This window comes from Phocaeicola sp. HCN-6420, from assembly GCF_037890145.1.
Lineage (GTDB): Bacteria > Bacteroidota > Bacteroidia > Bacteroidales > Bacteroidaceae > Phocaeicola.
Genome location: NZ_JBBKBJ010000001.1, coordinates 72,433 through 92,021, shown reverse-complemented (window position 1 = coordinate 92,021; position 19,589 = coordinate 72,433). Strand labels below are relative to the sequence as shown.

The window sequence follows — 19,589 nt, the reverse complement described above, 5'->3', positions numbered from 1 at the left end:
CTTATTGGTATAAAGAAAAAACATTTGCCGTCCAACTCGGCGAGGAGAACGACAAATGTTTATATGTCAAATAATTATCACAAAAATCACATGCGTTCGTGGAAGCTACGCGAAATTACTTCCAACTGATGCTCACGGCTCAGCTTGATGAAGTTTACAGCATAACCTGATACACGAATAGTAAGTTGCGGATACTTTTCAGGATGCTCCATTGCATCTTCCAGCATTTCGCGATTCAATACGTTTACATTTAAGTGATGAGCACCTTTAATAAAATAGCCATCCATCATTGTCACCAGATTCTCTACACGGCTCTCCATATCTACTCCTAATGATTTCGGGACAATAGAGAAAGTATTACTAATACCATCTTGAGAATCACGATAACGCAGTTTAGCAACCGAACTCAACGAAGCAACAGCACCATTCTTGTCACGTCCATGCATCGGATTAGCGCCAGGAGCAAAAGCAACGCCTTTGGCACGTCCATCAGGAGTAGCACCTGTCTTCTTACCATACATCACATTCGAAGTTATTGTAAGGATAGACAATGTAGGTTTCGCATTCTTATAAACCGGCAATTTCTTCAATTCTTCATCGAAGTAATAAATCAGGTCTACAGCCAAATGGTCTACACGATCATCATCATTACCGAAGCAAGGGAATTCACCTTCAATATCGAAGCTTTCTGTTAAACCGATATCATTACGTTTAGCAGTAACCTTCGCATATTTAATAGCTGAAAGAGAATCGACAGCAATAGACATACCAGCTACACCATAAGCCAAGTTAATAGCCGGATTTGTATCAACAAATGCCATCTGCGCTTTTTCATAATAATACTTATCATGCATGTAGTGAATGATATTCATCGCTTCATTATATACACGTGCCATCTCTTTCAAAACCTTCTTATAGTTAGCCAATACCTCTTCGAAATTCAGCACATCGCCAGTCAGTACCGGAATATCCTTCACCATCAACGTGCCCGTATTCTCACAACGTCCACCATTGATAGCCAGCAATAAAGCCTTTGCCAGGTTACAACGTGCACCGAAGAACTGGATATGACGGCCTATATCCTGATATGATACACAACAAGCAATACCATAGTCATCAGAGTTACGAACCTCACGCATCAAGTCGTCATTTTCATACTGAATAGAAGAAGTATCAATCGAAACACGAGCACAGAAATCCTTAAATCCTTCAGGCAGCTGTGGACTCCACAGAACTGTCAAGTTTGGTTCTGGAGAAGGACCAAGATTATACAAGGTCTGCAAGAAACGGAAGGATGTCTTTGTAACCTTTGTACGACCATCATTGAAACGACCACCAATAGACTCTGTTACCCAAGTCGGATCACCTGCAAAAATATCTGTATATGCCTGCATACGTAAATGACGTACCATACGCAACTTGATAACAAACTGGTCAATCAATTCCTGAGCATGTAACTCATCAAGATTGCCATGAGCCATATCATATTCTATATAAATATCAAGGAATGAAGAAACATTACCAAGCGACATTGCAGCACCATCCTGTTCTTTCACAGCAGCCAGATAAGCCATGTATACCCACTGAACAGCTTCTTGTGCAGTAGTAGCCGGACGACTCAAGTCCAGTCCATATTGCTGTCCCAACACCTTAATTTCCTTCAAAGCTTTTATCTGTTCTGCGACTTCTTCACGCAAGCGAATACGTTCATCAGTCATCGGACCTGTCAGATGACGCAAATCATCCTGTTTAGCTTCAATCAAACGATCAAGGCCATACAAAGCCAAACGGCGATAGTCACCAATTATACGTCCACGTGCATAGTTATCAGGCAATCCGGTCAAAAAGCCCAAAGAGCGGAATGAACGAATTTCTTCAGTATATGCATCAAACACACCATCATTATGTGTTTTACGATAATGAGTAAAAATATCTTTTACCTTAGGGTCAACTTCTACCCCATTTTCACGACACGCTTTCTCTACAACTTTAATACCACCGAAAGGCTTGATGGCGCGACGCAGTACTTCATCAGTCTGCAATCCAACAATCACCTCATTATCCTTATCAATATATCCTGCAGCAAAAGACGTAATAGTCGAAATAGTAGAAGGATCGAGCGAGCGTACTCCATTATTCGCACGTTCTTCGGCTAAAGCCTCCAAACACTTATTCCATACAGCTTTTGTACGTTCAGTAGGACCTGCCAAAAAAGAGGCGTCGCCTTCGTAAGGGGTAATGTTTGTCTTTACGAAATCGGTAACGTTGATTTCATGGTTCCAACGACCTTCTTTAAAATTCATTGCCATAATCAATAATTTAATATAGTTTTTTACTCTATTTGAAAACCGAGTGCAAAGATAGGCAATTAGCACAAATTACACAATACCTAAAATTAGTGATATTGTTAATTTGCAATAATTACAAAAATGAATATCTATACATTAAGTTAAAGACATGGACTTTTGAGAAAACAAATGAGTGCACGATTACAAGAAAAAAATGCATTTCTTAATCAGTTTAGAATCAGAAATCTATCCCAATCGTGCCATAAAAAGTACAAAAAAAGTATTGCAAAAGTTTGCACAAATCAAAAAATCACTCTATCTTCGCACCGCGTTTGAGAGAAAACGTAATCAGAAACTACGAAAACTGGAAGTTTGGGTGAGTGGCTGAAACCAGCAGTTTGCTAAACTGCCGTACGGGTAACCGTACCGGGGGTTCGAATCCCCCAGCTTCCGCTTCAGTTTCTATAAACATGGCGCTTTCGTCTAGTGGCCTAGGACGCGGCCCTCTCACGGCTGAAACACGGGTTCGATTCCCGTATGCGCTACCCCATTTGGAAGTTTGGGTGAGTGGCTGAAACCAGCAGTTTGCTAAACTGCCGTACGGGTAACCGTACCGGGGGTTCGAATCCCCCAGCTTCCGCAGAGAGATTTTTTGAAGGTTTTCAATTTAGCCTTCACTCAAGGAGTCAAAGCACCGTATATCAATTGATTACGGTGCTTTTTTTCGTATATTTTTGTTTGCGGGTGAAGCCCATTTTGCATCGGTTGGCAGTCACTCTTTTCTGTAAAAATCTATCCAGATTCCGGATCATTAGTTCCAATTCTTCGTAAACTACTTTCTATGTTTGTACATTACCGATACAAGCCTCTATACGAATTGTGATTCTTTTTCAAAGCGAAATGTGATTTTTATCCTAAAAGGATATATAAATCTAAAAGTCATTTCATCCACCTATTTTGTGTATACATTCAAACAACACTTAAATACGACTTAAATAGCAGATAATTCTTTTTGATACAACATAGTATCTGTATAAGTTAATTATAATTCATTCTTGCATTAAACTCTGCTTTATTGGCATCTTTGTATGAATTACCAATATTTTGAATAGTAACCCATACAAAGGCAAATCATCTAAACTCATACAATATTCTATAAAGAATAATAGTAATGAAGAAATAATCATTATGAATATTTTTCAATCTGCTTCATTGTACTTGTTATCTTGCAGCCAGGTAAACCATTTTACGGCTTAGCAATATCCATAAAAGCATAGTTTCCACACTATTCAAAATATAATGCTACCACAGACGATTTAAGGTGAGTAAAAGAAAAAGCCTCCCAGATACCTTGACTATTAATAAATAATTGTACCTTTAACCAAGGTATACAACTAACAGAAATTTGAATATAACTATATGTCAGAAATATCTAATATAAAAATATAAACATTATGCATATGAAAAACAACACCTACTACATACATCTATAAAAAGCAAAAAAGGAATAATACACAATTACTCTTTCGTCACCTAAAATAAAGAAAACTGAATCAACAACAAAAAGAAAAGCAAACACTATTTCTTTATATCTAAATACAAAAAATATGACAATATCGTATATCAAAAGCCTAAGCATAATCATAACAATTTTAATCGCATCAGCTTGCATGCCCTCTACAACAAGCACCCAAAATGAGAATCAAATAGAAACTCCACGCGAACTCTACGGAGCTCTTTTCACGGATGTATTGAATAACGATTCACTCTTCGGCAAACATAAACTTTTTGGAGACTCCAAAGATTTTATGGACTGCACTCCCAAAAGAGAAATGAGTGATATTTTATCCGACTATAAGAAACTTTCAAATAAAAACAGCACCTCATGTCTGAAGCAATTTCTTTTAGAGAATTTCGATATACCTTCCACCCATAATACTCCCCAATTTTCCGATAGCAGTGACATCAATACTCATATTAAAACATTATGGAAAGTTCTGCGCCGTAGTGCCAATAATCAGAAATTCAATGGAACACTATTGCCATTACAGCATGATTATATTGTTCCAGGGGGACGATTTAGAGAAATCTATTATTGGGATAGTTACTTTACGATGTTAGGTTTATTTGCCGACGGAGAAATAGAACTGGTTGAAAACATGATAAATAACTTTGCCGACATGATAACCCATATCGGATTTATACCCAATGGAAACAGAAGCTACTACGCAAGCCGTTCACAGCCTCCTTTCTTCTCCTATATGGTGGAAGCCTTCGCTGAATATAAATCATCAGATTCTATATATGTTACATATCTTAATGCCTTACAGGCTGAATATAATTTCTGGATGAAAGGCAACCAACAATTATCAACATCAAATAAATTTCAAAATCATTGCGTAAGAATGCACGATGGAGAAATACTAAACCGCTATTATGATTCATCCGATACTCCACGCGAGGAAATGTATCGAAATGACGTGGAAACAGCAAAACAATTAAAAGAGATCAATCCTAATTTCAACGAAAAAGAACTTTTTAGGAATCTTCGTTCCGGAGCAGAATCGGGATGGGACTTTTCAAGCAGATGGCTCAAAGATTATGATAATCTTTATTCCATTCATACAACTGACATTATTCCTATAGACCTTAACTGCCTAATGTATCATTTGGAATGCACTCTCTCTAAATGTTATGCTGTCTATGGCGATAAAGAAAAAGCAAAACTTTATACACAAAAATCCGAGAACAGAAAAAATGCTATAATCAAATATCTATGGAATAAAGAAGCTAATTATTTTATGGATTATGATATAATTCAAAACAATTTCACCAACAACTTTTCACTGGCCGGAATTTTTCCGCTCTTCGCAAGAATAGCTCAAAAAGAACAGGCAGAAAAGGTTGCCAAAGAGATACAAACCCGTTTCTTGAAAGATGGAGGTGTAGTTACTACATTATACCATACCGGACAACAATGGGATTATCCAAACGGCTGGGCTCCTCTCCAGTGGATTACGTATAAAGGATTAAAAAATTACTCATACGACAAGTTAGCCGATGAAATAAAGAAACGCTGGACTCAAATGGTAGAATATGTATATTCTGAAACAGGCAAATTACTTGAGAAATATGATGTCGTAAATGTCAGCACTACTGGTGGAGGTGAATATCCTAACCAGGATGGTTTCGGATGGACAAACGGTGTCTATAGAGCGTTCTGTACATCAAAATAAGCCACATTTTTCATCACTATAAAAATATTTTCTGCAATATGAGTACAAAATTATCAACAATAAATTCCGTATTCATATTTGCAGAAATATAATTCGATGACTTTAAATATCCGGACAAAAGAAATGTAAAAGTATTTTTTCAGTAAGCCTACGATAAACACACTCTTTGAAATTACATCAAATATTTCTGACAGCATCATGAATTTATTGATTAATTTCAAATCAGACCGTACAATTACTCAATATTTACTCTGAATACCTCATCTACGTTCTGAATACGGGAAATCATATCTATCGCTGTCTGTAATTCTTCTGCCGAATGTACAGCAAAGTCAATGGAAGTTTCCACAATACGGTCGATGGTCACTGTAGTCAATTTGGAGATAGACAAACTCTGCTGCTCCGTCACACATGCCACAACATCGCTCAACAAATGATACCGGTCTACTCCACGAATACGGATTCGCACCGGATACAGTAACTTTTCATTTTCCTCGAAATTAACGGCAACGATAGAATCTCCGTATTCTGATGCCAGCCGGATTGCTGTCGGACAATTACGCTTATGCAATGTGATATGTCCGTCGGTATCTTTAAATCCAATAACCTCATCACCCGGCAATGGATGGCAACAGGTACATCGCTTATACGGAATGGTAGAACGATTTACCAAGTAATTACGCAAATTACGTTTTGCCTTGTATGTCAGCACATAATTTATCCAGTCCGCATCCGGTACAGCATCTTCCGAAGTACCTATTTCTACGCAATCCCCACGGTGTAGTACCGTTTTCACAGACGACAACTTACCGTTTATACGGGCATAGAGGGCATGAAGTCCTACCTTACTGTGTATTTCAAAAGCAAAATCCAGAGCAATTGCCCCTTTGGGCAGGATAATCCCCCTACCCTGAGGTGTGAAAACCATGATATCATCGTTGTAGAAAGACGCAGTCACACCGTCCATATAATCAATCTCACTACTATTGGCTACATCTTGCAACAACAACTTAAATTTCTCCAGCCATGCCTTCACATTATCCTCCGTCCGTTCTGCCGTACAGCCAAGACGAGAATTACGAACCATCCTCTCCGAAGAAATATGCATTTCCTCCCATCCGCCCTGTGCATTCAGCAGCTTGACATGGAAACTCTGATAACCATTTTCCTTGGGGGCATTGATATAATTAGACACACTTCCCGGACGCTCCTTGAAGTTATCGGTAAGCACGGCATAAATATGAAGACTCTCTTTCTTTTCTTCATGCAGATTAGGAGCATCATAAATAATACGTATATAATGTTTACCGTCTACATGATTGAAATCGCATCCTTTCGACTGCATTTTCCGCCAGATACTATAAGGCATGCGGTTCCGAAGTTCTGTACGCGCCTGAATACCGTTCTCCTTCAACAACGCCTCGATTTTAGCTATAAATTCATTGATATGCACAAGCTCCGCCGCCTCTTCCTTTTGCTGTAACAACTGAAGATGTCTATATTCTCGCGGACATCGGTAATTGAATGAAAGATTTTCCAATTCCGTTTTCACATGATACAATCCCAATCTATTTGCCAAAGGAGCATAGAAATAATCCGTTTCCCCAGCAATCTTCATCTGTTTATCAGGACTCATGCTATCCAGTGTCCGCATATTATGAAGCCGGTCGGCCAGCTTGATCAGTATCGCACGCACATCATACTGTACGGAAGCCAGAATCTGCCGAAAATTGTCGACTTGTTTAGAACGCTCATACCGCTCTTTCTTCTGTTTGGTTACCACACCTACAAGAAAAGCCACGTCATCTCCAAAACGTTGACGGATATCTTCGATGGTATAAGGAGTATCTTCCACTACGTCATGTAAGAAAGCGGCAATTATCGGATTGGTTCCCAGTTCAAGTTCTTCAGCCACAATACGAGCCACCGCAATAGGGTGGATGATATAAGGTTCACCGGTCTTGCGTTTCTGGTTCTTATGTGCTTCCGCAGCCAAAGCGTATGCTGCACGAATGCGTTTCATATCTTCGGCCGATACCCTTGATTCCAAGAAATGAAACAACTGGCTGACACTTTCATTAATATGAGCAATATAGTCGTCCATAATTTGTATGTATTGTGTATTTTTTCGATTATCCCATACAAAATTACTTTTTTATTTTGTTTTTTTATAATATATCAAGGAATTTTACCTCGATTATTTCAGCGTAATCTGGTTGGCCTGTCCAACTTATATCCAAAAGCTAAACTCTGCAACTTGTTTTCTGTCAGGCTTAATAGAAATCACAACTGACGTTACAGCACATATTGTGCCAATACCCGTTGTATCTCAATAATGTTCGAATCCCTGCCGAAGTTCTGTTCCAAAGGTTCTTCGCTTCCCCTTATCCAGATTTTCATCTCTGCATCCATATCAAATGTTCCGGCTGTTTCTACTGAAAAACGTTCGATGGAACGATATGGCACAGACAGATATTCTCTTTTCTTACCTGTCACTCCCTGAACGTTCTGAAGAATCAGACGCTTATTGGTAAATACCCATTTATCCCTGATCAGCTTATAAGCTCTTTCAATATGCTCTCCGTCGCAAAGCAGCGCTCCGAATTCTTTTTGTAAACCGGCAATATCCATTTCGGACACATTTCCGAAAATTGCGTTCATTATTCCCATAGTTGATTTTACTTCTGTTATGTTAATATTGTTCAACCGAAAGATAAGCGGAAAATAGCAGACGAGCAATTTCTTTTGCGCTTTTTTCAGAGGTTCAAAGTATTTTTTATTGGTAGTATGCAGGGATTTTTTCTGATGAACGAATAAACAACTACCTAAAATCACTTCATCAGTACATCATAAAAGGTCTTGGGAAGGATGATGTTCGGCACGTCGAGTGCATCGGCAAACAACGGAGCGATTTCTCTGTCCTTAAATCCCGCTATGCCACAACCGATTCGGGTTACCCAAAACTTGTATTCCGGATGTGCTTTGGCGTATGCTATAAAATCTTTTACATAGGGACGGATGGTTTCTACTCCTCCCTGCATGGTAGGTATGGCGTAACATTGTCCGGTCATTCCAACGCCTGTCCCCCACTTTGCTCCAAATCTTTCGTAGGCCAGCCGGGCAGCTCCTCCACCGTGATGCCCTGCCAGATTGGAACCAAAGACAAATATCTCACCCGGTTTCAGCGAAGAAATACGGTCGGGCGTACACTCTCTGGTTTTCACCGGCGTATGTCCGGCTATATATTTCGCATAACATGAAGCATAAGCCCCTTCAGCCAGCCGCTTCAGCAGGCTGAGAAATTCTTCAGGCAACAGAGCAAGTACCTTGTCTGCTATAGATGAGGGAATTTCCTGATAGTATGCTTCAGCCACTGCCCCCGTGATGCAGGCCAGTGTATCGCTGTCGCCTCCTATGGAAACCGCCAGCCGAACGGCACTCTCCATGTCCTTGCTTTCGAGAAAAGCAATCAGTGCCTGCGGAACCGTGCCCTGACAACTCGAATCCCAACGGTAGGTCTGATGCAAATGCTCCCAGCTTTCATTCAGGTTGTAACCGAACCGTTTTTCAATATATTGTTTGATTTCTTCTTTCCCACTGCCGGTACGTGCCAGATAGACCGCTGCCGCTACTGCCTGCGCACCCTTTATTCCTTCGGGATGATTGTGCGTAATGGAAGCCGAGATACCGGCTACTCTCTCGGTTTCTTCCAACGTATCGAACAGCCAGCCTACGGATGAAACTCGCATGGCAGAGCCGTTTCCCCAAGAGTTGTAAGGACACCGACGTACTGCCGGCTTTCCGATTGTGTCGTCTGTCAGGCTTTGAGGATGAAAGAGCCACAGACGGAACTTGCCTCCGTAACCACCCATCGGACAAGGATAGGAGTTCGCTATTTTTACCATACATTCTTCCAGCAACTGATGTGGGTAAGCCGTATCACCTGCTGCCTTGCACTTCATCGCCCAATCGGCTACCGCCATGGTCATGACGGTATCGTCTGTATAATTACTGGAAGGAGAAAACATCTGAAAACCGTAATCGCGGGTATTGTGGAACTCGTATACGGAACCAACAACATCACCAAGAACTGCACCTAACATAGCATGATATTTTAAAGATCATACAAATGTAAAGAAATTTTCTTCCATTCCGACAAATAATACGTACTATTTGTCATAAAACATGCCAAAGAAATGCATTTCCACCATTTTTAATTATTTAAATTTATGTTAATGTGACATTTCAAGTATCTATCAAGACCCGATATTTCTTTACTTTGCATGCAAACTAAAGAGAACTTAAACGAGGCCGACAGCCTGTCATACCCAGACAGCTTTCGGGTATAATTATTAGATTTAAAAGAATGGACTTAACCAACAAGCTTTACAAGGTTTTTCTGATTGCCGGAAGTGAACCGCTGGGTACAGCGGGCATGCAGGCCGACATCAAATCGGTTTCGGCATGTGGAGGCTACGCTGCCGGTGCCATTACATGCATCGTCGATGAAGACACAATCAAGGTAAAAAGCATACACACGATTCCCCCTAAAATGGTAACCGATCAGGCGTATTCGTTTCTGGAGGATGTAGGCGCCGATTGTATCAAGACGGGCATGCTTTATTCCAAGGAACTGGTAGTAGCTATCGGAGAAGTAATAGAGAAACAAACCATACCTATTGTGATAGACCCTGTCATGGTATCGTCAGCCGGTGACAAGTTGTTGCAGGACGACGCGATTCAGGCCTATAAGGATCATCTTTTCCCCCACTCTACCATCATTACGCCCAACCGGAGAGAGGCGGATTTGCTATTGGGAAAGAGCCTGACAAAGGATAACATGAAGGAATATATCCCCGAGCTGAGCAAATGGGGAAACTGCGTTATCGTCAAATCCATCGAAGACGGAGATTATTTGATTGACGTGTACTACAATCCCGCCAACAAGTGCTTCAAGGTGTACAAGAAGGCACGCATACAGACCAAGAACGTAAATGGTACAGGTGACACGTTTGCTTCTTCTATAGCCACTTATCTGGCAAGAGGATATGACATGAACACGGCTGTCGACAAAGCGGAAAACTTTATCTACAACGCTATTCTCTATGGCTCTAATGTCAAGTTCGGCTCTGGATATGGTCCTGTTTATCCGTTTTACGAGAATTTAAGCAATTTCCTGAAAGAAGATATCCAGTATGCAGCAGCCATACAAGTAGAACAGTACACAATTTAACGAGAAAATATATTGTTAACTATATTTACCATAGAATATGAATACTGATACAACGAAACCAGACACGATGCAGACAAGACTGAACGAACTGGCAAAACGGACTATGTGTTACGATGAAGGCGACCCCAAACGTATACAGCACCTCATAAAAGTACATTACTTTGCCCGACTGATTGGAATGTCCGAACAACTTGCTCCCGAGGTGTTGTTCATTCTCGAAGCGGCTGCCATCGTACACGACATCGGAATCCATATCTGCGAAAAGAAATATGGTACATGCGACGGTAAACATCAAGAACTCGAAGGTCCGGCCGTTGCTAAAAATATTTTGTCAGAAACTGGAGGCTTCACCCCAGAGCAGACAGAACGTATCTGCTGGCTGGTAGGACATCATCACACATACCATGATATTACGGCAATAGACCACCAGATTCTGGTAGAAGCGGATTTTCTGGTAAATATTTATGAAGACAATCTTCCGCCCGAAGCTATTAGAAAAGTTAGACAAACAATATTCAAGACAGCTTCAGGCATAGAACTGCTCGATAAGATGTTTTTACAGACATATTCTCCTTCAGGCAACTAAACAAAGAGATCCCTCTGCTACCGACCTTGAGTTCATGATGAAGAGGCGGGAGCAGAGGGATCACCTTTCTGTCAATTTATCCCCAATATAGTTATTACGCACCGGTAAGTATCCGGTATGTCGCTTTCATTATTTCAAAAGGACTTCATTAATCCCTTTTTCCAAAACTTCCTCCGGCAAGGCACCTTGCGAGGCCTGAGGCTTTCCATCCATCGGAATGAAAACAAGTGTGGGCAAACTGGTTATACCGAAAGCAGCAGCAAGTTCACGTTCCTTATCCGTATCAACCTTGTATACTACAATCTTGTCTTTATATTTTTCTGCCAGCTTCTCCAATACAGGCGACAGTCTGCGGCAAGGGCCGCACCAGTCGGCATAAAAATCGACAATTGCCGGCTTCGTTCCTTTATATACCCACTTATCCGGATTTTTTTCATAATCGTAAACCTTCTCGATGAATTCCGATTTTGTGACATGAACCACCTGCCCGTTCTCTCCGTAAGCCATGCATCCGATCATAAAAACGGACACCAATAACAAAAATATCTTTTTCATGTAAAATTCACTTTTAATGTAATATTTATTTACCCTCCAGCAAAACATTTTGAATGGCTTCCACCAATGTCTTCTTAGGCAATGCTCCCTGCGCCATCTGCGGTGCACCTGTCATCGGAACAAAAAGTAAAGTAGGCACAGTCCTGATTCTGAAAAGAGCAGCCAGCTCCTCTTCTTCATCCACATTTACTTTATATACATCCACCCGGCCGGCATATTCTTCAGCTATTTCCTCCAGCACGGGAGCCAGCATCTTGCACGGACCGCACCAAGTCGCATAAAAATCAATTATTGCCGGGCGTTCACCCAGAAACTTCCATTCAGGATTTGCTTCATAGTTTGCCACTTTTGCCAAGAAATCGGCCTTTGTAAGATTTACAGCTTTCATATTCAATCAATGTTTAAAGTTTATATTTCATTTACGGAACAAATGCTGTTATGTTTTATGAACATGAGATATTTGTTACTGATGCAAAAATACAATGCACAAGAAAGGTTTACAACAGCTTTTTTCTATCTTTGCATAGATAAAATCTATAGAACTATGACTTTACAGCAAATGGAATATATTGTGGCACTGGACAAGTATCGTCACTTTGTACTGGCTGCCGAGGCTTGTGGGGTAACTCAACCTACACTGAGTGCCATGATACAAAAGTTGGAAGAAGAGCTGGATGTCAAAATTTTCAGCCGTGACCGGAAAAACATCACCCCTACCAGCATTGGAGAAAAAATCATCCGACAGGCAAAAATCGCACTGAATGAAACTCAGAAAATCAAAGAAGTGGTAGCCGACGAAAGCAGCAACATGAACGGAAACCTGCGTATCGGTATTCTTCCTACCATTGCACCCTATCTTGTTCCCGATTTTATTTACTATTTCCGGAAGTCTTATCCCAACGTAAATCTGTTTATCGACGAAAAGGAAAACAGGTCACTGATACAGGATCTCAGGTTCGGCAACCTTGATATTGCGATAACGACACCCCCCGAAGCTCACGCCAACATTCTGGAAATTCCGGTGTATGTAGAAAAGTTTGTCGCTTACTTTTCGGAAACATGCAGCAAGGCACGGCAAATGATTGTGAACGGCAATCTTCCTCCGGAACAGATGTGGATTCTGAAAGAAGGTCACTGTATTCCCAATGGAGGCATCAATTTATGCGAAAACAAGGACATCGGCAATCATATCTATGAAGCCGGAAGTATTGATACGCTTATCAAAATTGTGGACAGAAACGGCGGGTATACAATCATCCCCGAACTACATATCAGCACGTTAAATGAGAAACAAAAGGAAAATATTCAGACATTGAACGTAAATCCGCCGGCACAGCGAACGGTTTCTATCCTGATAAAAGATGACTTTATCAGAGAGCGGATTGTGAATGCCGTGCTCGACACCATAAAAGCCATTATCCCGTCGCACATGATGGATGAACGTTTCAAAACGCTTGCAATCAAACTCAGATAAACCGTCGGCTGATTGCGTACTGGCTTTTGTCACATTTTTTCATACGAACCGGCAGTTGACTGAGAATTTACACTTGGTCATAGACTGACAGAAAAAGGTAAACGGATGTCAGCAAAAACAGATATTTGCTTACTCCCTACCTTTGCACCGGATAACGAATAAGTTTGTTCTGTTAATAGGCCTACGGTTGAATGTAATAAATTGCATACTTCATTGCATCCGTTTCTTAAATTTCTATTTTTGTTTAACAAATAAGGAAGTAATTTATGCGCAGATGTCTGCAAAAAGACCACGAGGTTTTTGGATAAACATAAAGACATTTTTTTAAAACATCATTATGTTTTCTGAAAAACGCCATGAGAGCAGACAAAAATGCTCAAAAACGACAGAATATTTTCTAAAAGAAATTTTCAGGACGCCAAGTTCAATTAAACAGAAAGCTCATAAATCCGAAAGAATACAAGACAATGCAACATTCAAACCTCCCCTTAAACTTACAATAAGACTGTCAGACGACAAGAATAGACGCTTCATGTCTTTTACCAAGCCGATAAGAATCCGTTTTTTCCGAGCCGCACCTGTTCCACTCCGCAATATACACATTCTCGGCAAAGTAAATTTTCAAAATGTCATTTTGATTAAAAGGAAAAGATTATCTGAAGGTAATCCACTTGTTACTCATGAAGTTGATTCCTCCGTAAACAAACAGTCCGAGGAACTGAGCAAGATACTCATTGCATCCACAAATTTCTACAAGGAAAAGAAGAAACAAGAATTGTGCACCATATGCCACAGCAAAAGCACAGGAAAAGAACAAGATTTCATGCCAGATAGTATTTTTCTTCCGGTCGGCTTCAAACGGAAAAATCCAATATTTACACCATATAAAGTTATGAATCTGCGCCACTACATAAGCCACTACATTGGCTATCATGTAATGTTCGCCCTCTATATGCATCAATAATCCCACGATCAATGCAGTAATCAGGGCATTCAGCGTTCCCACAATGGCAAAACGCATAATACGGACAGACTCTCTCATTAAAGGTAATTTGGAAAAGGCATAAAAAGATTTCGAGACAAAGCAAGTATAGTCTTCCCGACTATCTTGCCTTGCCCGAAATAATTATATCTTTTAAATAACAACGTTGTCAGATATTCAGTCTTTAATCTCTACTTTCAGATTAAGTTCGTCAAGCTGCTTCTGGTCGAGGTAACCCGGTGCATCCAGCATGACATCGCGTCCGGAGTTGTTCTTCGGGAAAGCGATACAGTCGCGGATTGAATCGAGTCCGGCAAACAATGAAACCCAACGGTCAAGACCATAAGCCAGACCTCCGTGAGGAGGTGCACCAAACTTGAAGGCGTTCATCAGGAAGCCAAACTGTTCCTGAGCTTTTTCGGGAGTAAATCCTAAAATTTCGAACATCTTAGCCTGAAGCTGAGAATCGTGGATACGGATAGATCCACCACCTACTTCAACGCCGTTGACTACCATATCGTATGCATCGGCACGAACGGCTGCCGGATCAGTATCAAGCAATGGAATATCTTCGTCCTTCGGATGAGTGAACGGATGGTGCATTGCCATCAGTCGGCCTTCTTCTTCGCTCCATTCGAACATCGGGAAATCTACTACCCACAAGCAAGCAAACTGGTTCTTGTCGCGCAGTCCCAGTTGGTTACCCATTTCCAGACGAAGTTCGCACAACTGCTTGCGAGTCTTCATGGCGTCATCGCCGCTCAAAATCAGAATCAGGTCACCCGGTTTGGCACCGAAAGCTTCTTTCATCTGCTGAAGCACTTCCTGGCTATAGAACTTATCGACGCTCGACTTCACATTACCGTCGGCTTCCACACGTGCGTAAACCAGTCCCTTTGCACCAATCTGCGGACGTTTCACGAACTCTGTCAACTGATCGAGCTGCTTACGTGTATAGTGTGCAGCACCTTCGGCACAGATACCACCAATATAAGCTGCATTGTCGAATACAGAGAAGCCATAGCCTTTCAGGATATCCATCAGTTCGACAAACTTCATGCCGAAACGCAAATCGGGTTTATCGCTACCATAGTACTTCATGGCATCGGCCCACGGCATACGGATAAACGGTTCTGTCAGTTCCACACCGCGCAGTTCCTTGAACAGATGCTTAGCCATACCCTCGAACATCTGAATGATGTCTTCCTGTTCAACGAAACTCATTTCACAGTCAATCTGGGTAAATTCCGGCTGACGGTCGGCACGAAGGTCTTCATCGCGGAAACATTTTACAATCTGGAAGTAACGGTCGAAACCAGAAACCATCAGCAACTGCTTCAATGTCTGCGGTGACTGCGGCAGTGCGTAGAATTGCCCCGGATTCATACGAGAAGGAACAACGAAATCGCGTGCGCCTTCCGGAGTAGAACCAATCAACATCGGAGTTTCAACTTCAAGGAATCCCTTGCTGTCGAGATAACGGCGTACCTCCATCGTCATACGATGACGCAGTTCCAGATTCTTGCGGACTGCTGTACGACGCAGGTCAAGGTAACGATATTTCATACGGAGATCATCTCCGCCGTCAGTATTGTCTTCGATAGTAAATGGAGGAGTCAGTGCTGTATTCAGGATATTCAGCTCTGAAACGATGATTTCAATTTCTCCGGTCGGGAGATTGCTGTTCTTACTTGAACGTTCGCTGACTTGTCCTTTTACCTGTATCACAAACTCACGTCCTAAATGATTGGCACGGTCACACAGTTCTGCATTCACATCTGTATTGAACACCAACTGAGTAATGCCATAACGGTCGCGGAGATCGACAAATGTCATTCCGCCCATTTTACGTGTACGCTGCACCCATCCGGCAAGTGTCACGTTTTTACCAGCATCGGCAAGTCTTAACTCGCCGCATGTATTCGTTCTGAACATATTTTTTCTATTTATGGACACTTATAATTTGTGACAAAGGTAGCACATGTTTTTGATTTATGCAATAAATTTGCGTCTGCAAACAAGGGAAAGGTTTTGACAGACCTTACAAATGACCTGTAAAATGAGCTTACATTATAATAAAACAAACGACTTGACCCAAGGCGGTATTACGGGAACAATGTTGCGCTTTGCAGTTCCAATGATTCTGGGCAACCTGCTGCAACAATGCTATAACATAGCCGATACATTCATCGTGGGACATTATCTGGGAGCGGATGCGCTGGCAGCTGTAGGATCGGCCTATACACTCATGGTATTTATCACATCGGTATTCATCGGACTATGTATGGGCAGTGGTGCCGTATTCTCACTGCAATATGGGGCAAAGGATTACGAAGGCATGAAACGGAGTCTGGTTTCCTCACTCGTTCTGACGGGAGGCATCACACTGATTCTGAACGTCGCCGTGCTGGCAGGTATTCATCCCATCATCCGTCTGTTGCAGACGCCTGCTGAAATAGAGGGGCTGATGTTCGACTATCTGTTCATTATCTTTTTAGGTATAGTGAGTACTTTCATCTACAATTATTACGCCTACCTGCTGCGTGCCTTGGGCAATTCCATAGTTCCGCTTTATTTTCTGGCTGTTTCCGTGGTACTGAATATAGTACTCGACCTGATTTTTATTCTGGTATGTCACTGGGGTGTGTCGGGAGCAGCAGCGGCTACCGTCATATCGCAGACCGCAGCAGCCGCCGGACTTTGCGTTTATGCCTTGTATCGTTTCCCGATTTTCAGGCTGAAACTGACTCATATCCGGCTACACAGGCAGTCGATAAAGGAAATAGCCACTTATTCATCGCTGACATGTATGCAGCAGTCGGTGATGAACTTCGGGATTCTGATGGTGCAGGGACTGGTAAACAGTTTCGGAACAAGTGTAATGGCGGCTTTTGCCGTTGCTGTAAAAATAGATTCGTTTGCTTATATGCCGGTACAGGATTTCGGAAATGCATTCTCTACATTCGTTGCGCAGAATTTCGGAGCCGGACAACAGAAACGTATCCGGCAAGGAATCCGTAGTGCCTTCAGCGTTACAACTGGATTCTGTCTGCTGATCTCGGCTATCGTATTTATCTTCGCACGTCCGCTGATGCAGCTTTTTATCGATGGAAGCGAGAATGAGATAATCAGTATCGGTGTAGAATATCTGCGGGTAGAGGGCAGCTTCTATGTGGGGATAGGCTATCTGTTCCTTTTATACGGATTTTATCGGGCTATACGTATGCCCGGCATGTCGGTCGTACTTACTGTTTTCTCCTTAGGGACACGAGTCCTGCTGGCATATGCACTGGCAGCAATACCGGCAATAGGCGTACACGGCATCTGGTGGTCTATCCCTGTCGGGTGGGCACTGGCCGACGCTTATGGCGTATGGTATTACCGGAAAGCGGTCAAGCGCGGTCTTTGGAATTCAAGATATGACTCTGTGCAAGATACTCGGGAGTAGCGGCATAGATGTACATCACGCTCCCGCCTTTGATGGTATCAATCAGCGGACGTGAAATTTTCTGCGGAACAGCAGGACATCCGAAACTCCTTCCCAGTCTGCCTCCCGTACGGATAACTGAAGGATCGGCATAGGCAGCTCCGTGTACAACGATGGCACGTTCGCGGGCGCGGTCGTTTATTCCTTTTTCCAGTCCATCCAGAATCAGCGAATAGCCGTTCTTGCCCTGATAGGTAGATGCTGTAAGGTAAAATCCTAACGAACTTTTGTAGGAACCGTATTCGTTGGAAAAAGAAGTAGCATATACTCCTCCGCTGTTCTTGCCATGTGCAACGACCGATGAAAACAGCATTTTCTTTTCCTTCATATCGAATACATACAGACGCTTTTCGGTAGAAGGTTTGGAAAAATCGATTAAGGTAAGTATATCTCGTTTACGCTGCGCAATCCGGTAATATCCTGTCACCGCCTGACGGAAAGCTGTATAATTAACCGTACCCTCCAGTTGCATATCCCGGAACAGTTCGGCACATACATCGGGCTTTGCCACATGTTTAACTTCCGATACGGCAGACGCTCCCTCACCTACTCCGGTAAAGGAATATAAAAAAGATGCAAACAGAAAAAATACAGATAACGAAATACGCAGCATAATCTTCTTGAACAATAACGGCTGCAAAGTTACTCATTTTATCTGTAACTATTTATTATCAGACAGTTAAAAGCAACATGTTTTATCATTTATTCACTCTATAACAATAATCAGCGTAGCTTCGGAAGGCATTGTATCGAATACGAACTTGGCATGCGAGGTAGCATTGCGTACACACATGTGTGAACGAGGCGTCGTACCCAGCGACCAGCTGTATTCGATCATGGCTGTACGAGGAACATTGACGGGCACTCCGTGTATATATGCGCCGTTGGTAAACCGTGATGCATAAGGAGCATACCCTCCGGTAGCCGATCCTCCGTCTTTCAAAAAGACCATCTTTGCTTTCTTTTCCTGCAACAGAAACATTCCCAACGGGGTTTCCTGAGCATACGGCGGACGATGCACTCCCGTTGTAGCCGGATTCATACTCCGAATGGCCCATTCACCTTCGGAAATCCGCTCTAAGGTCGCAATATTCTGGTCGCCCCGGTCCACAAAAATGACATGATGAAAGACTGCACTGTCGGGCAATACACGAATATAACGTGGAGGAACAAGATATTCGGTATCTTCTACCACAGGAGTTATACGCAGGAAACTGCCTGTCTTTCCCCGGAGATAAGCCAGCGAACCATCCCGACCGTAACGTTCGGGAACGGAAGAGTCGGTTGTAAGATAAAGAGGAACCGACTGATATCGTTCTACACCAAGTGTATCGGCTACACGTCCGTACGCATTGCGGATATAACGTCGTACCAAAGGTGCTTCGCTGTTGAAGTTCTTATAATTTCTCAGCACGACCCATTGTGACGTATCACGATGCATGTTTTCAATAAAAGCAAGACATTTGCGAATCGTTTCCCATTTGAAACTGCGTACCGTATCGCCGTAAGGATAAGTATCTTCGAGCGTATACTGATCATAAAGCAAATCTTTTGTCAGATGAATATCGGCAGCGACAAGAAGTTTCGGAGTACGATCCGCCGTATCAGGAAAGACAAGGGTGTCGGAAGGCAGTTCTGTATATTCCGACAAACGGGGCACATCGGTTTGTTGTTCTCCGCAAGCATACAATAACAAGCAGGCAGCCAACAGCAATATAGAGAAGCCCTTTTCCATAGCAAAGTGGTTA

Annotated in this window: 15 protein-coding genes and 3 tRNA genes; 8 read left to right on the top strand and 10 right to left on the bottom strand. The window is 42.2% G+C overall.

Features of this window, described 5'->3' with window-relative positions; all coding sequences use genetic code 11:
• Nucleotides 1-86 precede the first annotated feature (86 nt).
• Nucleotides 87-2,309, bottom strand: a complete 2,223-nt coding sequence (gene pflB / locus WKT12_RS00415) for a formate C-acetyltransferase (RefSeq protein ID WP_340318460.1) — start codon at nt 2,307-2,309, stop codon at nt 87-89.
• Between the two features lie 345 nt (nt 2,310-2,654).
• Between pflB and WKT12_RS00410 the strand changes: the two genes are divergently transcribed.
• The 4 genes from WKT12_RS00410 to treF all read left to right on the top strand — a co-directional run bounded on the left by WKT12_RS00410 (nt 2,655) and on the right by treF (nt 5,524).
• Nucleotides 2,655-2,741, top strand: a tRNA-Ser gene (locus WKT12_RS00410).
• A 19-nt stretch (nt 2,742-2,760) separates the two neighbouring features.
• Nucleotides 2,761-2,833 (top strand) — tRNA-Glu (locus tag WKT12_RS00405).
• An 8-nt stretch (nt 2,834-2,841) separates the two neighbouring features.
• Nucleotides 2,842-2,928: transfer RNA gene (locus tag WKT12_RS00400), tRNA-Ser, on the top strand.
• A 1,030-nt stretch (nt 2,929-3,958) separates the two neighbouring features.
• On the top strand, nt 3,959-5,524 hold the full coding sequence (gene treF, locus WKT12_RS00395; RefSeq protein WP_340318459.1) for an alpha,alpha-trehalase TreF: 1,566 nt from the start codon (nt 3,959-3,961) through the stop codon (nt 5,522-5,524).
• 235 nt (nt 5,525-5,759) lie between these two features.
• On the opposite strand, the gene WKT12_RS00390 is transcribed toward treF, so the two are convergent.
• From WKT12_RS00390 to WKT12_RS00380, 3 genes are all read right to left on the bottom strand, one after another.
• The gene (locus WKT12_RS00390) at nt 5,760-7,628 is read right to left on the bottom strand and encodes a RelA/SpoT family protein (RefSeq protein ID WP_021971157.1); all 1,869 of its coding nucleotides are present in this window, start codon (nt 7,626-7,628) and stop codon (nt 5,760-5,762) included.
• 191 nt (nt 7,629-7,819) lie between these two features.
• On the bottom strand, nt 7,820-8,194 hold the full coding sequence (locus WKT12_RS00385; RefSeq protein WP_340318458.1) for a PH domain-containing protein: 375 nt from the start codon (nt 8,192-8,194) through the stop codon (nt 7,820-7,822).
• Between the two features lie 161 nt (nt 8,195-8,355).
• The gene (locus WKT12_RS00380; protein WP_340318457.1) at nt 8,356-9,627 is read right to left on the bottom strand and encodes an A1S_2505 family phage non-structural protein; all 1,272 of its coding nucleotides are present in this window, start codon (nt 9,625-9,627) and stop codon (nt 8,356-8,358) included.
• A 263-nt stretch (nt 9,628-9,890) separates the two neighbouring features.
• Between WKT12_RS00380 and thiD the strand changes: the two genes are divergently transcribed.
• Both thiD and WKT12_RS00370 read left to right on the top strand, forming a co-directional pair.
• Nucleotides 9,891-10,757 (top strand): bifunctional hydroxymethylpyrimidine kinase/phosphomethylpyrimidine kinase, encoded by an 867-nt coding sequence (thiD, locus tag WKT12_RS00375; protein ID WP_021971154.1) that lies wholly within the window; start codon nt 9,891-9,893, stop codon nt 10,755-10,757.
• A gap of 37 nt (nt 10,758-10,794) precedes the next feature.
• Nucleotides 10,795-11,343, top strand: a complete 549-nt coding sequence (locus WKT12_RS00370) for an HD domain-containing protein (protein WP_340318456.1) — start codon at nt 10,795-10,797, stop codon at nt 11,341-11,343.
• A 129-nt stretch (nt 11,344-11,472) separates the two neighbouring features.
• Here WKT12_RS00370 and trxA (WKT12_RS00365) read toward each other — a convergent pair whose 3' ends face one another.
• Both trxA (WKT12_RS00365) and trxA (WKT12_RS00360) read right to left on the bottom strand, forming a co-directional pair.
• Nucleotides 11,473-11,898, bottom strand: coding sequence for a thioredoxin (gene trxA / locus WKT12_RS00365; RefSeq protein ID WP_445323106.1), 426 nt, complete (start codon nt 11,896-11,898; stop codon nt 11,473-11,475).
• A gap of 25 nt (nt 11,899-11,923) precedes the next feature.
• Nucleotides 11,924-12,286 carry a thioredoxin gene (gene trxA / locus WKT12_RS00360; protein ID WP_021971151.1) on the bottom strand — a complete coding sequence of 121 codons (363 nt, stop codon included), beginning with the start codon at nt 12,284-12,286 and terminating at the stop codon, nt 11,924-11,926.
• A gap of 156 nt (nt 12,287-12,442) precedes the next feature.
• Here trxA (WKT12_RS00360) and WKT12_RS00355 point away from each other — a divergent pair, with 156 nt between their 5' ends.
• Entirely contained in the window at nt 12,443-13,372 is a 930-nt protein-coding gene (locus WKT12_RS00355) for a LysR substrate-binding domain-containing protein (RefSeq protein WP_021971150.1), read from the top strand.
• A gap of 652 nt (nt 13,373-14,024) precedes the next feature.
• Here the strand turns inward: WKT12_RS00355 and WKT12_RS00350 are convergent.
• Both WKT12_RS00350 and aspS read right to left on the bottom strand, forming a co-directional pair.
• Nucleotides 14,025-14,414: a GtrA family protein gene (locus WKT12_RS00350; protein WP_021971149.1), complete on the bottom strand. Its 390-nt coding sequence runs from the start codon at nt 14,412-14,414 to the stop codon at nt 14,025-14,027.
• 117 nt (nt 14,415-14,531) lie between these two features.
• Nucleotides 14,532-16,289 carry an aspartate--tRNA ligase gene (gene aspS / locus WKT12_RS00345; RefSeq protein WP_340318455.1) on the bottom strand — a complete coding sequence of 586 codons (1,758 nt, stop codon included), beginning with the start codon at nt 16,287-16,289 and terminating at the stop codon, nt 14,532-14,534.
• Between the two features lie 124 nt (nt 16,290-16,413).
• Here aspS and WKT12_RS00340 point away from each other — a divergent pair, with 124 nt between their 5' ends.
• A complete protein-coding gene (locus tag WKT12_RS00340) occupies nt 16,414-17,802 on the top strand; it encodes an MATE family efflux transporter (protein WP_340318454.1) in 1,389 nt (462 codons plus the stop codon).
• Here the strand turns inward: WKT12_RS00340 and WKT12_RS00335 are convergent.
• Entirely contained in the window at nt 17,747-18,454 is a 708-nt protein-coding gene (locus tag WKT12_RS00335) for a murein L,D-transpeptidase catalytic domain family protein (RefSeq protein WP_340318601.1), read from the bottom strand. The two genes, WKT12_RS00340 and WKT12_RS00335, sit on opposite strands and share 56 nt — an antisense overlap.
• 93 nt (nt 18,455-18,547) lie before the next feature.
• Complete coding sequence (locus WKT12_RS00330) at nt 18,548-19,576, bottom strand: L,D-transpeptidase (RefSeq protein WP_021971145.1); 1,029 nt, start codon at nt 19,574-19,576, stop codon at nt 18,548-18,550.
• Nucleotides 19,577-19,589: the final 13 nt, after the last annotated feature.

Excerpts from the sequence above, each read along its gene's own strand:
- WKT12_RS00350 (WP_021971149.1), bottom strand. The coding sequence starts at position 14,414 with ATGAGAGAGTCTGTCCGTATTATGCGTTTTGCCATTGTGGGAACGCTG.
- WKT12_RS00370 (WP_340318456.1), top strand. The coding sequence starts at position 10,795 with ATGAATACTGATACAACGAAACCAGACACGATGCAGACAAGACTGAAC.
- WKT12_RS00385 (WP_340318458.1), bottom strand. The coding sequence starts at position 8,194 with ATGGGAATAATGAACGCAATTTTCGGAAATGTGTCCGAAATGGATATT.
- WKT12_RS00355 (WP_021971150.1), top strand. The coding sequence starts at position 12,443 with ATGACTTTACAGCAAATGGAATATATTGTGGCACTGGACAAGTATCGT.
- treF (WP_340318459.1), top strand. The coding sequence starts at position 3,959 with ATGCCCTCTACAACAAGCACCCAAAATGAGAATCAAATAGAAACTCCA.
- trxA (WP_021971151.1), bottom strand. The coding sequence starts at position 12,286 with ATGAAAGCTGTAAATCTTACAAAGGCCGATTTCTTGGCAAAAGTGGCA.
- WKT12_RS00335 (WP_340318601.1), bottom strand. The coding sequence starts at position 18,454 with ATGCTGCGTATTTCGTTATCTGTATTTTTTCTGTTTGCATCTTTTTTA.
- aspS (WP_340318455.1), bottom strand. The coding sequence starts at position 16,289 with ATGTTCAGAACGAATACATGCGGCGAGTTAAGACTTGCCGATGCTGGT.
- WKT12_RS00390 (WP_021971157.1), bottom strand. The coding sequence starts at position 7,628 with ATGGACGACTATATTGCTCATATTAATGAAAGTGTCAGCCAGTTGTTT.
- thiD (WP_021971154.1), top strand. The coding sequence starts at position 9,891 with ATGGACTTAACCAACAAGCTTTACAAGGTTTTTCTGATTGCCGGAAGT.
- trxA (WP_445323106.1), bottom strand. The coding sequence starts at position 11,898 with ATGAAAAAGATATTTTTGTTATTGGTGTCCGTTTTTATGATCGGATGC.
- pflB (WP_340318460.1), bottom strand. The coding sequence starts at position 2,309 with ATGGCAATGAATTTTAAAGAAGGTCGTTGGAACCATGAAATCAACGTT.
- WKT12_RS00330 (WP_021971145.1), bottom strand. The coding sequence starts at position 19,576 with ATGGAAAAGGGCTTCTCTATATTGCTGTTGGCTGCCTGCTTGTTATTG.
- WKT12_RS00340 (WP_340318454.1), top strand. The coding sequence starts at position 16,414 with ATGAGCTTACATTATAATAAAACAAACGACTTGACCCAAGGCGGTATT.
- WKT12_RS00380 (WP_340318457.1), bottom strand. The coding sequence starts at position 9,627 with ATGTTAGGTGCAGTTCTTGGTGATGTTGTTGGTTCCGTATACGAGTTC.